Raw genomic sequence first — 12,638 nt, 5'->3', positions numbered from 1 at the left:
AGGCCAAGCTAACGATGCGGCGCATGAATCGAGGCTAGACGACAATGCACTGCGTCATTGACCGCATCACGGCTGCGCAGTTGCGGTGTGGACACCCTCACTCGGTGTCCAGGTTGCCCTGCTCCTTCGCTTCGACCACCTTCTCGGTCGCATTGGCCACGCACGGCCCATGCACGGCACTGCCCGGCACCAGCCACCATTTGCGCCGGTTGGCCACGCCCACCACCTGGCTGGCAGTGCGATCGACGCAGCCCAGCAGCGCGGTTTCCTGCACCAGCAACCAGCGCTGGGCCGGCTGCTGCGCCTGCCAGGCCACGCCCTGCTGCAGCTGCGTCTCCCAGGGCACCTTGAAGCCGAACGTCTGTGCCGGCCGGTCGGCCATCAGCAGGTTCTGCTCTTTCCATGCCACCAGCCCGAGCTGCGCTTGCGGCCCGATCCGGCGCCCGGCCTCACGCATCACCGCGCCGGCCGAGCTGGAGTCGTTGAAGATCGGGTAGCAGATCAGCCCGAACGCCACCCACCAGGCGCCGAGCAAGGACGCCACCGCCAGCGCGGAGCGTCGCACGCGCAGCAACAGCAGGCTGGCAGCGCCCCACAGCGACACTGCCAGCAGCACCCAGCCCAGCGGGTCGGTGGCTTCGCTGCCCACGCCGCGGCTGTCCATGATCTTCTGCTCGAAGCCCGGGTGGCCGATCAGCATCGCCAACCCGCCCGCGCCAAAGGCCACCGTCAACAGCAGCGCAAATCCGAACAGCACCCGCTGCACGCCAACGCGGCGCAACAGCCCCGGTGCCAACGGCGCCAGCGCCAGACAGAACATCGGCAACGCCGGCAGGATGTAGACGTCGCGCTTGCCATTGGGAATGGTGAAGAACACCAGCACCAGCAGCCACCAGGCCAGCGGCAACAGGTAGCGCGGATCGCGTCGCCGCAGCCGACGCCGCCAGGCCGGCACCGCCCAGGGCAGCAGCAGGATCACCGGCAGCCACATCGTGGCCATGCCCTTGAGGTGGTACCACACCGGTTGCGCGTGATCCCACGAGTTGGCGTAGCGCTTGGCGGTTTGCCGCAGCATGATGTCGTTGAGGTAGACGCGGTACTCGGGCTCGCCGGCCGTCAACGCGGTGACCACCATCGGCACGAACCACAGCAGGATCGCGACTAAGAAAAACACCGGGCCAAGCCAGAACCGCTTGTCGCGCACCCGGACCTGCACGCCGGGCCAGCCACGCAACGCGGCGATACCGGCCGGAATCAGCATCAGTAGCGCAATCACGCCCACGCCCTTGGTGATGACACCTAGTCCTGCAGCGAACCAGCCCAGCGTCCACCAGCGCCACGCGGGCCCCAGCAGCAGGTGCCGCAGTAGCCCGTAATTGGCCAGGGTGATCCAGAACACCACCAGCGGATCGATCTGCGCCTTCTTGGCCTGAAACGTGAAGTGCAGCGTGAACAACAGCATCCACGCCGCATAGGCGCCGACGCGCCGCGTCCACAGCCGCCGGCCCAGGTCGTACACACAAGCCAGCGTGCCCAGCGCCGCCAGCAACGACGGCAGCAGGAACGCCACGCGCCAATTGCCCAGCAGCGTGTAGAACGCCGCCTGCAGCCACATCAGCATCGGCGGCTTGTCCGAATACAGCTCGTTGCCGCGATGCGGGAACAACCAGTCGCCGCTCAGCACCATCTGCTTGGCGACCAGCGCAAAGCGTGGCTCGTCCGATGGCCAGGGGTCACGCAGGCCCAGGCCGGCACCGATCACCAGCACCGCGGTGATGGCGAGCAGCCAGACATCCTTGGAAGCGCGGGTCTTGAGCATGGCGATGTCTGCGGACGCGGATCAGGAAGCTTTTAGCAAAAGCGCGTAGAAAAAACCGTCGCACTGCTGTTCGCCAGGAAAGCGCTGCCGTCCCGCACCGGCGGCATGGCCGAATTGCGCGCCCAGCGGATGCGCCTGCGCATCGGCGGTGCGCTGGAGGAAGGCCTCAATCTGCGTCTGGTTTTCGCGCTTGAGCAGCGAGCAGGTGGTGTAAAGCAACTGCCCGCCAGGCCGCAGGGTGTGCCAGCAGGCATCCAGCAGACGGGCCTGCAGGGCACACAGCGCATCGATGTCGTCTGCCCGCCGATGCAACAGCACGTCGGGCTGGCGGCGCACCACGCCGGTGGCCGAACACGGCGCATCCAGCAGCACCGCATCGAACGGCTGCCCATCCCACCAGGCGGCGGTATCAGCCGCATCGGCGGCGTGCAGGCGCACCGTGCGATCGGGCGCGGTCCGCTGCACGGTCTGCCGCACACGTTCCAGACGGCGCGCATCCACATCCAGCGCAGTGAGCTGCAACTGCGGGTGACGCTCGAGCAAGTGCGCTGCCTTGCCACCGGGCGCGGCGCAGGCATCGAGCACCCGCGCTGCGGGTGCCAGGGCCAGCGCATCGGCCACCTGCTGCGCCGAGCCGTCCTGCACCGACACATCGCCTTGCGCAAAACCGGGTAGCTGGCTCACCGGCACTGCAGTGTCCAGGCGCACGGCATCGGCGAGCACCGGGTCGGTGTGCGCGGTGATGCCCTGCTCGGCCAGCCGCGCAACATACTCGGCAGGGCTCACACGGGCGCGCTGAACACGCAGCCACATCGGTGCCATGCGCGCACTTTCCACAAAGATCGCTTCGGCCTGGTCGCCCCAGTCCGCGCGCAATTGCTTGCGCAGCCACGACGGCCAGCCGGCATCGTCGGCAACAGCGGGGAAGCCCTCGCGTTGCGCGCGCCGCAGCACCGCGTTGACCATGCCGGCCTGACGCGGGCGGCCCAGCGCGCGGCAGGCCTCCACAGTGGCCGACAAGGCCGCGTGGGCGGGCAACTGCAAGACATCCAATTGCGCGAAACCGGCCATCAGCAGCGCCTTGAGCTCGGCATCGCGCGGCGGCAGCGGACGCTCCAACCATTGCCGCAATGCCAGGTCATAGGCCGGGCGGCGGCGCAGCACCGCAAAGCAGATCGCTTCAACCAAAGCACGGTCGCGCGGATCACTGACGCCCGGCAGCGCGGCGGTCAGCTCGGCTTTCAGCGAACGCCCCTGGTCGAATACCGCTGCCAGGATGCGGGCAGCGGCCAGGCGCGAGGCGACACCGGCTGCCGCGGTTTCGGCGGCCATCAGCGCAGCGCCGGCAAGTCGCGCCGCGCGTTGAGGTAATCGGCGGCGGTGATCGCCTTGCCGCCTTCGCGCTGCAGCACCCGCACCCGCAGCGCGCCCTGGCCGCAGGCGATGTCGATGCCTTGCTTGCTGGCCGCCAGCAGCGTGCCCGGCGCCTGCTGATGCGCCAGGTCCAGCGCCACCGCGCCATGCAGGCGCACGCGCTCGCCCGCCAGGATCGCTTCAGCCACCGGCCACGGATTGAACGCCCGCACGCGCCGCGCCAATTCCTCGGCCGGCTGCGCCCAGTCCAGGCGCGCCTGCGCCTTGTCCAGCTTGTGCGCGTAGGTCACGCCCTCGGCCGGCTGCGGCTGTGCAACCGGGCGGATGCCGGCACGCAACAGGCCCAGGCCATCGGACAGCACCTGCGCGCCCAGCGCGGCCAGGCGATCATGCAATTGCCCGCCGGTTTCCTGCTCGCCGATTTCGATGCGCTGCGACAACAGCACCGGGCCGGTATCCAGGCCGGCTTCCATCTGCATCAGGCACACACCGGTTTCGGTGTCGCCAGCCTCGATCGCACGTTGGATCGGCGCGGCGCCACGCCAGCGCGGCAGCAACGAGGCATGCACGTTCCAGCAGCCATGCGTGGGCGCGGCCAGCACGGCCTTGGGCAGGATCAGGCCGTAGGCCACCACCACCATCAGGTCCGGCTGCAGCGCGCGCAAGGTGGCCAGGGCCTCGGGCGAGCGCAGCGTTTGCGGCTGAAAGACCGGGATACCGCGTGCAATCGCGTCCAGTTTGACCGGCGATGGCGTCAGCCCGCGGCCGCGGCCTGCAGGGCGATCCGGCTGGGTATACACCGCGACCACTTCATGCCGCTGCGCGGCTGCGCGCAAGGAGGCGACAGCGAAGTCCGGCGTACCGGCGAAGACAATTCTCATAGGGCTGGGATTTGGGAGTCGGGATTGGGGATTCGCAACGGCAGATGTGCTAGCCGGGACGGTGGCGGCATGGAACTGATAGATAGGGTAGACAGTTGCGCGGGCAGGTTTGGCGACTGGCGCCGAAAGCGGCATTGCCCGGCATCGATAGGCGCGGTGAGAAGCGGGAATTGCAAACAGCAATTCGATAACCGCGACGGGCAGCGGCTTATCCAATCCCGAATCCCGAATCCCGAATCCCGAATCCCGAGTCTCAAGGCTCAAGGCTCTGCACACGCGGACTGGGGCAATGGCGATTCGACGACTCACGCCAAGAAACAGATCACACCAGGATCCGCGCCCGAAGATTTGAAACAGCGGACTCAAAGACCAGCAAGAACCCGCTTTTGCCAATCCCGGATCACAAATCCCCAATCCCGGCCCTCACGCCACATGCTTGCGCAGTTTGGCCAGTTTCTTGCGGACCATCTCGCGCTTGAGCGGCGACAGATAGTCCACGAACAGCTTGCCGTCCAGATGGTCCATTTCGTGCTGGATGCACACCGCCAGCAGGCCATCGGTGCTCAGTTCCTGGGCCTGCCCCTGGCGGTCCAGATAGCGCACGGTGATCGCATCGGCGCGGCTGACATCGGCAAAGATGCCGGGCACCGACAGGCAGCCTTCCTGGTACACCTGTTCGCCCTGCCTGGTGACGATCTCGGGGTTGATGAACACCTGCGGGGCATCCTTCTCCTCGCTGACGTCGATCACCATGAAACGCTTGTGCACGTCCACCTGACTGGCGGCCAGGCCGATGCCGGGCGCCTCGTACATGGTCTGGAACATGTCATCGAGCAGGGTCTGGAACGCCGGGCTGACGACCTCGGCCGCATCGACCGGCACGGCCTTGGTGCGCAGCCGCGGATCGGGAAATTCGAGAATGGGGAGCAAAGCCATGGGATTACCCGTCAGGGAACACCGGCGCTGGGCCGGCAAGACGGCGTCATTCTAGCGCAATGCTTGCGTGGCGCCCCGGTTTCTGGACTATAGTGCGCGGACCTGTTGGGGAATCAGGCAAGAAGGCACTCATGTTGAACCGACTTCGTACGGTCGTCGCTGCGGCGATGCTGACCGTCGCGACCTACGCTGCCGCGCAAGCGGTGGGCGAACATCCAGATACCTACGTGGTCCGCAAGGGGGATACCCTTTGGGATATCGCTGGCCGCTTTCTGGAAAAACCGTGGCTGTGGCCGGAAATCTGGCAGGCCAATCCGCAAATCCAGAATCCGCATCTGATCTACCCGGGTGACGTGATCAGCCTGGCCTACCTGGACCGCGTCGCCAAGGGCACCGTACAGCCCGGCCCGCGCCAGGAAGCACCGATCAACGCCATTCCGCTGGCCGACGTCGAGCCGTTCCTGAAGAACCTGCGCGTGGTCGAAGACTTCGACGAGCTGCCGTATGTGGTGGGTCTGGAAGGCAATCGGCTGCGTGCGTCGGCCGAGCAGGTCGCCTACGTGGTCGGGCTTGAAGATGCCCAGCCAGGCCAGCGTTTTGCAGTGGTCAGGCCGACAACGCAGTTCAGCCTGCCAAAGCACAACGAAGACCTGGACGCAGCTGGCGATACGGTTCCGGGGTCGGGTTCGCTGTGGAAATTCTATGCCGCACCCAGCACCCGCCGCGAGTTCCTCGGCTATGAGTTGACCCAGGTCAACATCGGCACGATCACCCGCAGCGCCGCCGCCGGCAATTCCAAGGCCGCCACCCTGTTGTTGCAGGACAGTGGCCGCGAAGTGCGGGCGGGCGATCGCATCATCGCGATCGAAGCGCAGCCCTACGACCTGCAGTTCATTCCACATCCGCCGTCCGAACAGGCGGTGCAGACCGAACTGCGCGTGCTGGCCATTGCCGATGCGTTCACCGCAGGCGGCACCCGCGACGTGATCGCCATTTCCGGCGGCGCCCGCGAGGGCATCGATAACGGCACGGTGTTCTCGATCTGGCGCAAGGGCCGCACAGTCAGCGACCGCGTGAAGCATTCGCGCTTCTCGCGTGCAGATGATGGGTTCAGCGGCCCGTCCAGTTCCACGGTCGGCCTGCCGGACGAATATGCCGCGCACGCGATGGTGTTCCGCACCTACGACCGGGTCAGCTACGCGCTGGTGATGGAAAGCGTCAAGCCGACCGGCCTGGGATATTTCGTGAAGCATCCCGACGCGAAGTAACGGGAAAAATCCGACGCACCAACGCGACGGCGCCCGAGGGCGCCGTCGTCGTTTGCGGCCTACGCTGCCGGCATGGACCTGACCGAACCCGACCGCCGCGCCCTGCTCACCTTACTGCTGGCTGGTGGACGCAGCCCGCCACGCCGCGCGCTGCTGGACGCCTTCGACGCCCCCTCCCAGATCCTGGCTGCCGGCCCGGCCACCTGGCGGGCTGCCGGCTGCGACGCGCTCCAGATCGCCAAGCTGCAAACGCCTGACACCCCGGCATTGGACGCCGCCTTGCGCTGGTGCGCGCAACCAGGCCATCACCTGATCGGCTGGCGGGACGCGGACTACCCCGCACTGTTGCGGCATATCGTCAATCCGCCCTTGATGCTGTTCGTGGACGGCGACCCCGCCGCGTTGTGGCACCCCTGCGTGGCGGTGGTCGGTAGCCGGGCAGCGAGTGCCGGTGGCCGCGACCATACGCGTCACTTCGCCGCCAGCCTGGCCAATGCCGGGCTCGGCATCGTCAGCGGCATGGCGGCCGGAGTGGATGCGATCGCACACGAGGCCGCGCTCGCCCGTGCCGACGGCATCACCGTGGCGGTGGTCGGCACCGGCCCGGACGTGGCGTATCCGGTGCAGCATCATTCCTTGCGCGACCGGATTGCCGCGCGCGGCGCGGTGGTCAGCGAATACCTGCCAGGCACGAGCGCGGTGGCTGCGCACTTTCCGGCACGCAATCGCATCATTGCCGGGCTTGCGCTTGGCACGCTGGTGGTGGAGGCGGCGATGCGCTCCGGCGCCCTGATCACCGCCCGGCTGGCGGCCGAGGCTGGCCGTGAGGTCTTCGCCCTGCCCGGCTCGCTGCATAACCCGCTTGCCCGCGGCTGCCACCACCTGATCCGACAGGGCGCCACGCTGGTGCAGGAGCCGGCGCAACTCGTCGAAGGGCTACGCCTGCTGTCCGGCGAGCTGGCCGATGCCTTGCGCCAACGCCTGACCGCCCCCACTGAACAGGCCAGGACGGTCCTGCAGCCCACCCCGCGGCGCTCCGATCCCGACTACCAGCGCTTGTGGCACGCCCTGGGCCACGACCCAACCCCTATGGATTCATTGCTCGAACGCACCGGATTGACGGCCGCCGCGCTGTCCTCCATGCTGCTGATCATGGAACTGGAGGGAGACGTGGTCACCGAGCACGGTCGCTATACCCGCAATCCCTAGTTTCTTCACCTCCACAGCGTCGCGCGACGCAGGCCGAGGGGCAATGAAAGAGAGCATTCTCGATGTACTGCTGTACCTGTTCGAACATTACTTCAGCGAAGATGCGGACCTGGTCCGCGACCGTGATTCGCTTCAGAACGGCCTGATCCAGGCCGGCTTCAGCCCTGCCGAGATCAGTAAAGCCTTCGATTGGCTGGACGCGCTCGCCGAGCAGCGGCCAAGCGTCGCGCGTCCACATGTCGACGGCCCGGTGCGGATCTACCACGGCCCGGAGCTGGACAAGCTCGACGTCGATTGTCGGGGCTTTCTGCTGTTCCTGGAGCAGCACCGCATCCTGGACGCCGACCAGCGCGAGCTGGTGCTGGACCGCGCCATGGCGCTGGACCAGGACGAACTGGATCTGGACGACCTCAAATGGGTCGTGTTGATGGTGCTGTTCAACCAACCGGGCGCCGAAGCGGCCTACGCCTGGATGGAAACGCAGATGTTCCTCGACGAGCCTGAACCCGTACACTGAAGGCAGAAGCCGCGACGGACGCGCGAGCGAGGGGACGGGGATGAGCAGTTGGTATTACGCCGATGGCAGCCGCCAGCGGCGTGGCCCGGTGGACGTGGAGGCGCTGCGGGACTTGTACCGCGACGGCCTGATTGCGCTGGATTCGCTGGTCTGGCGCGAAGGTATGCCTCACTGGGCGCCGTTGGCTGCATGCGCCGCAGAATTGGGCCCACCGATCGCCACCGACGTGGCGTCATCGCCGCTGCCACCGCCGTTGCCGCCTACCGCTGTCGGCACAACCCCGCCGCGCCCCGCCCTTTCATCTTCCCCTCGTTCGACACCCGTCGCTACCTCGCGTAACGGTGCCGGCTGGGCGGTCGGGATTGCGGTCGGGTCAGTGATTGGCGTGGTTGGACTGGCGTTTGTGTTCGGCATCGTCGCTGCGATCGCACTGCCGGCCTATCAGGACTACACCGCGCGCGCCAAAGTCAGCCAAGCCATTGGCGCGTTGGCACCATTAAAGCCGCAGATCGCCGAATTTCTGGAACGCGAAGGCCGCTGCCCGACCAATGACGACGCCGGCTTCCATCCGCCAGAACACTATGCATCGGGGACGTTGGGCATCGTGCGCATCGGACACTTCGACACGGCCCAGTGCGGCGTGGAGGCCTTGCTGCACACGCCGGACAACGCCAAGCTCGACGGCAAACCGTTGTGGCTGGACCTGGATCAGGACGCCAGCAGCTGGGACTGCAGTTCCGAGATCGACGACAAATTTCTGCCGCAGGATTGCCGCGGCTAGGCAACGGTTTTGACCAAGGGGACAGTATGACGCAGTGGTACTACGCCGATGCGCAGCGGCAACGCCAGGGACCGGTGGACACGGACACGCTCCGTGCGCGTCTGGAACAGGGCGTCATTGATCGTTCCAGCCTGGTCTGGCGCGAAGGCCTGGCGCAATGGGTGACGCTGGCGGAGGTGGCTGCCGAACTGGGTCTGGAGACGCCCGCCGCAACGCGCGAGACGGCATCCGCGTTAACGCCTGCGCCGGTCACTGCAGATCCCTCGCCTGGCGCCGCGACCAGTGCCGATCCGGTGCCAGAGGCCGGGTTCACGCCGGTCACGCCCCAGACCACGCAGCCAGACAGCGTGCCGGCCGCACACATTTCGACTCCCGTGGACGCCGGTAGCGTCACCAGCTCCGCGCCGTCCCCTGGCGCATGGTCGGCGACTACTGCAGCCGAGTCCACCGAACACCAGCCAGCCACCACCGCGTCCCCAGCCACACCGGCCCAGGCGACACCGTTGCCGGCCGCCTGGGACATGCCGGCGACCTCTCTCGGGGTTGCGCCGGTCGCGGACGCACCGATCGTCTACGCGGGCCTGTGGCGCCGGGTGGCCGCCAGCGTGCTGGACAGCTTCATCACCACGTTTGCGGTCTATCTGATCGTCATCCCGGTGGTCCTGGTGCTGTCGATCGGCCTGGGCGCCTCCAGCTCGGCGTCGAGCCTGGAGGGCGCGAGCGGCACGGTGGCGATCATGATCCTGGCCTATGGCATCGGCCTGCTGATCCCAACCATTTACTTTGCGTGGATGCAGTCCAGCCGCCACCAGGCCAGCCTGGGCAAGCTCGCCTGCGGCATCAAGCTGGTGAACGGCAACGGTGGCCGGGTCAGCTTCTGGCGCAACATGCTGCGCTACCTGGCCTACATGCTGATCACGGTGCTGACGCTGGGCATCGGGGCGATCGTCTCAGCCTTCATGGCCGGCATGAGCGCACGCAAACAGGCGATCCACGACAAGGTCTGCGACACCCTGGTGGTGGACCGCTGGGCCTACACCGACACGCCGGAACGCCAGCAGGTGGGCCTGGACACAGTCACCATCGTGGTGCTGGCGATCTACGCAGTGATGCTACTGATCTCCATTGTGTTCGGCGTCCTGTTTGCGGTGATCGCCATCAACCAGAGTTGACAACCGCGGCGCTGGCCGCTTGACACAGCGGCGCTCGCCGTGATCTTTCTAATAAGAGAACTGAACGCCCGGGCACCTTCCCGGGCGTCGACGTGTGCGAAACAGCCGATCTGCTTCCCTCGACCGGCCAATTAGGCCACGCTACCTGCCCCCCGGGCTCCGCCCCAAGAATTTGCCACCATGCCCAAGCACCTGCTCATCGTCGAATCGCCCGCCAAGGCCAAGACGATCAATAAATACCTCGGCAAGGACTTCACCGTCCTGGCCTCGTATGGGCACGTGCGTGACCTGGTTCCCAAGGAGGGCGCCGTGGATCCGGACAACGGCTTTGCGATGCGCTACGACTTGATCGAAAAGAACGAGAAGCACGTCGAGGCGATTGCCCGGGCTGCCAAGAGCGCCGACGACATCTATCTGGCGACCGACCCGGACCGCGAGGGTGAAGCGATCAGCTGGCATATCGCCGAGATCCTGAAAGAGCGCGGGCTGCTGAAGGACAAGACGATGCAGCGGGTGGTCTTCACCGAGATCACGCCCCGCGCGATCAAGGAAGCCATGCTCAAGCCGCGCGCGATCGCCGCCGACCTGGTGGACGCGCAGCAGGCACGCCGTGCGCTGGATTACCTGGTCGGTTTCAACCTCTCCCCGGTGCTGTGGCGCAAGGTGCAGCGCGGGCTGTCGGCCGGCCGCGTGCAGTCGCCGGCGCTGCGCATGATCGTTGAGCGCGAGGAAGAGATCGAAGCCTTCATCGCCCGCGAATACTGGTCCATCGATGCGCATTGTCGGCATCCCTCGCAGCCGTTCAATGCGCGCTTGATCAAGCTGGACGGGCAGAAGTTCGAACAATTCACCGTCACCGACGGCGATACCGCCGAGGCGGCGCGCCTGCGCATCCAGCAGGCCGCGCAAGGCGTGCTGCACGTCACCGATGTGGCCAGCAAGGAGCGCAAGCGTCGCCCTGCCCCGCCATTCACCACCTCCACGCTGCAGCAGGAAGCCTCGCGCAAGCTCGGCTTCACCACCCGCAAGACCATGCAGGTGGCGCAGAAACTCTATGAAGGCGTAGCGCTCGGCGACGAAGGCTCGGTCGGTCTGATCAGCTACATGCGTACCGACTCGGTGAACCTGTCGCAGGACGCCCTGGCGGAAATCCGCGACGTGATCGCGCGCGATTTCGGCACCGCCTCGCTGCCGGATCAGCCCAACGCCTACACCACCAAATCCAAGAACGCGCAGGAAGCCCACGAAGCGGTGCGCCCGACCTCGGCATTGCGCACGCCGGCACAGGTGGCGCGCTTTCTGTCTGATGACGAGCGTCGTTTGTATGAATTGATCTGGCGCCGCGCAGTGGCGTGCCAGATGATTCCGGCCACGCTCAATACCGTCAGCGTGGATCTGTCGGCCGGCAGCGAGCACGTGTTCCGCGCCAGCGGCACCACTGTGGTGGTGGCGGGCTTTTTGGCCGTGTACGAAGAAGGCAAGGACACCAAGAGCAGCGAAGACGAGGACGAAGGTCGCAAGCTGCCGCTGATGAAGGCCGGCGACAACATCCCGCTGGACCGCATCGTCACCGATCAGCATTTCACCCAGCCGCCGCCGCGCTTCACCGAAGCGGCGCTGGTCAAGGCGCTGGAGGAATACGGCATCGGCCGTCCGTCCACCTACGCCTCAATCATCCAGACCCTGCAGTTCCGCAAGTACGTGGAAATGGAAGGCCGCAGCTTCCGCCCGACCGATGTGGGCCGTGCGGTGTCCAAGTTCCTATCCGGGCATTTCACCCGCTACGTGGACTACGACTTCACCGCCAATCTGGAAGACGATCTGGATGCGGTCTCGCGCGGCGAAGCCGAGTGGATCCCGTTGATGGAGAAGTTCTGGGGCCCGTTCAAGGAACTGGTCGAGGACAAGAAGGATTCGCTGGACAAGACCGATGCCGGCAGCGTGCGCGTGCTCGGCGCCGACCCGGTCAGCGGCAAGGAAGTCAGTGCGCGTATCGGCCGCTTCGGGCCGATGGTGCAGATCGGCACGGTCGAAGACGAAGACAAGCCCACCTTCGCCTCGCTGCGGCCGGGCCAGAGCATCTATTCAATCTCCATTGAAGATGCGCTGGAACTATTCAAGATGCCGCGCGCCCTGGGCCAGGACAAGGACCAGGACGTCAGCGTCGGTATCGGCCGCTTCGGGCCGTTCGCCCGCCGCGGCAGCGTGTATGCGTCGCTGAAGAAAGAGGACGACCCGTACACCATCGATCTGGCGCGGGCGGTGTTCCTGATCGAAGAGAAGGAAGAAATCGCGCGTAACCGGGTGATCAAGGAATTCGACGGCAGCGACATCCAGGTGTTGAACGGGCGCTTTGGCCCGTACATCAGCGACGGCAAGCTCAACGGCAAGATCCCCAAGGACCGCGAGCCTGCCTCGTTGACCTTCGAGGAAGTGCAGCAGCTGCTGGCCGACACCGGCAAGCCGGTGCGTAAGGGCTTTGGCGCCAAGAAGGCCACGCTCAAGAAGAATGCAGTGAAGGATTCCGCCAAGGAAGCCAAGGACGCGGCCAAGAAGACGGCGGCGGTCAAGAAAGTCGCCACCAAGACCGCGGCCAAGAAGGCACCCGCGAAGAAGGCCGCCAAGAAGGCGACCAAGCGCGTGGTCAAGAAAGCCGTCAGCAAGGCGGCTGGCTGAGTCAG

The 12,638-nt window shown here is 66.2% G+C and carries 10 protein-coding genes; 6 read left to right on the top strand and 4 right to left on the bottom strand.

Annotated elements, in window-relative coordinates:
* Nucleotides 1-97 precede the first annotated feature (97 nt).
* The 4 genes from ACCQ01_RS02585 to def form a co-directional block, all read right to left on the bottom strand.
* Nucleotides 98-1,819 (bottom strand): ArnT family glycosyltransferase, encoded by a 1,722-nt coding sequence (locus ACCQ01_RS02585; protein ID WP_228433460.1) that lies wholly within the window; start codon nucleotides 1,817-1,819, stop codon nucleotides 98-100.
* 21 nt (nucleotides 1,820-1,840) lie between these two features.
* Nucleotides 1,841-3,151 (bottom strand): 16S rRNA (cytosine(967)-C(5))-methyltransferase RsmB, encoded by a 1,311-nt coding sequence (gene rsmB, locus ACCQ01_RS02580; RefSeq protein ID WP_228433462.1) that lies wholly within the window; start codon nucleotides 3,149-3,151, stop codon nucleotides 1,841-1,843.
* Nucleotides 3,151-4,074 (bottom strand): methionyl-tRNA formyltransferase, encoded by a 924-nt coding sequence (gene fmt / locus ACCQ01_RS02575; RefSeq protein WP_042595220.1) that lies wholly within the window; start codon nucleotides 4,072-4,074, stop codon nucleotides 3,151-3,153. The genes rsmB and fmt overlap by 1 nt, the downstream gene beginning before the upstream one ends.
* A 423-nt stretch (nucleotides 4,075-4,497) precedes the next feature.
* On the bottom strand, nucleotides 4,498-5,010 hold the full coding sequence (def, locus tag ACCQ01_RS02570; RefSeq protein WP_014506394.1) for a peptide deformylase: 513 nt from the start codon (nucleotides 5,008-5,010) through the stop codon (nucleotides 4,498-4,500).
* A 131-nt stretch (nucleotides 5,011-5,141) separates the two neighbouring features.
* Here def and ACCQ01_RS02565 point away from each other — a divergent pair, with 131 nt between their 5' ends.
* From ACCQ01_RS02565 to ACCQ01_RS02540, 6 genes are all read left to right on the top strand, one after another.
* The gene (locus tag ACCQ01_RS02565; protein ID WP_228433464.1) at nucleotides 5,142-6,278 is read left to right on the top strand and encodes a LysM peptidoglycan-binding domain-containing protein; all 1,137 of its coding nucleotides are present in this window, start codon (nucleotides 5,142-5,144) and stop codon (nucleotides 6,276-6,278) included.
* 72 nt (nucleotides 6,279-6,350) lie between these two features.
* Nucleotides 6,351-7,487: a DNA-processing protein DprA gene (gene dprA, locus ACCQ01_RS02560; protein ID WP_228433466.1), complete on the top strand. Its 1,137-nt coding sequence runs from the start codon at nucleotides 6,351-6,353 to the stop codon at nucleotides 7,485-7,487.
* Nucleotides 7,488-7,530: 43 nt separating this feature from the next.
* Nucleotides 7,531-8,004, top strand: a complete 474-nt coding sequence (locus tag ACCQ01_RS02555) for a DUF494 family protein (protein WP_011038834.1) — start codon at nucleotides 7,531-7,533, stop codon at nucleotides 8,002-8,004.
* A 40-nt stretch (nucleotides 8,005-8,044) separates the two neighbouring features.
* A complete protein-coding gene (locus ACCQ01_RS02550) occupies nucleotides 8,045-8,785 on the top strand; it encodes a pilin (protein ID WP_228433468.1) in 741 nt (246 codons plus the stop codon).
* A 26-nt stretch (nucleotides 8,786-8,811) separates the two neighbouring features.
* Nucleotides 8,812-9,957, top strand: a complete 1,146-nt coding sequence (locus ACCQ01_RS02545) for an RDD family protein (protein ID WP_228433471.1) — start codon at nucleotides 8,812-8,814, stop codon at nucleotides 9,955-9,957.
* A gap of 180 nt (nucleotides 9,958-10,137) precedes the next feature.
* Nucleotides 10,138-12,633: a DNA topoisomerase I gene (locus tag ACCQ01_RS02540; RefSeq protein WP_011038837.1), complete on the top strand. Its 2,496-nt coding sequence runs from the start codon at nucleotides 10,138-10,140 to the stop codon at nucleotides 12,631-12,633.
* The last annotated feature ends 5 nt before the right edge of the window (nucleotides 12,634-12,638 follow it).

The organism is Xanthomonas sp. NCPPB 4037, from assembly GCF_041475695.2.
Taxonomy (GTDB): domain Bacteria; phylum Pseudomonadota; class Gammaproteobacteria; order Xanthomonadales; family Xanthomonadaceae; genus Xanthomonas; species Xanthomonas campestris.
The sequence above is the reverse complement of the archived record's forward strand: the minus strand, read 5'-3'. Positions and strand labels throughout refer to the sequence as shown.

Excerpts from the sequence above, each read along its gene's own strand:
- def (WP_014506394.1), bottom strand. The coding sequence starts at position 5,010 with ATGGCTTTGCTCCCCATTCTCGAATTTCCCGATCCGCGGCTGCGCACC.
- ACCQ01_RS02555 (WP_011038834.1), top strand. The coding sequence starts at position 7,531 with ATGAAAGAGAGCATTCTCGATGTACTGCTGTACCTGTTCGAACATTAC.
- ACCQ01_RS02565 (WP_228433464.1), top strand. The coding sequence starts at position 5,142 with ATGTTGAACCGACTTCGTACGGTCGTCGCTGCGGCGATGCTGACCGTC.
- ACCQ01_RS02550 (WP_228433468.1), top strand. The coding sequence starts at position 8,045 with ATGAGCAGTTGGTATTACGCCGATGGCAGCCGCCAGCGGCGTGGCCCG.
- ACCQ01_RS02540 (WP_011038837.1), top strand. The coding sequence starts at position 10,138 with ATGCCCAAGCACCTGCTCATCGTCGAATCGCCCGCCAAGGCCAAGACG.
- fmt (WP_042595220.1), bottom strand. The coding sequence starts at position 4,074 with ATGAGAATTGTCTTCGCCGGTACGCCGGACTTCGCTGTCGCCTCCTTG.
- ACCQ01_RS02585 (WP_228433460.1), bottom strand. The coding sequence starts at position 1,819 with ATGCTCAAGACCCGCGCTTCCAAGGATGTCTGGCTGCTCGCCATCACC.
- ACCQ01_RS02545 (WP_228433471.1), top strand. The coding sequence starts at position 8,812 with ATGACGCAGTGGTACTACGCCGATGCGCAGCGGCAACGCCAGGGACCG.
- dprA (WP_228433466.1), top strand. The coding sequence starts at position 6,351 with ATGGACCTGACCGAACCCGACCGCCGCGCCCTGCTCACCTTACTGCTG.
- rsmB (WP_228433462.1), bottom strand. The coding sequence starts at position 3,151 with ATGGCCGCCGAAACCGCGGCAGCCGGTGTCGCCTCGCGCCTGGCCGCT.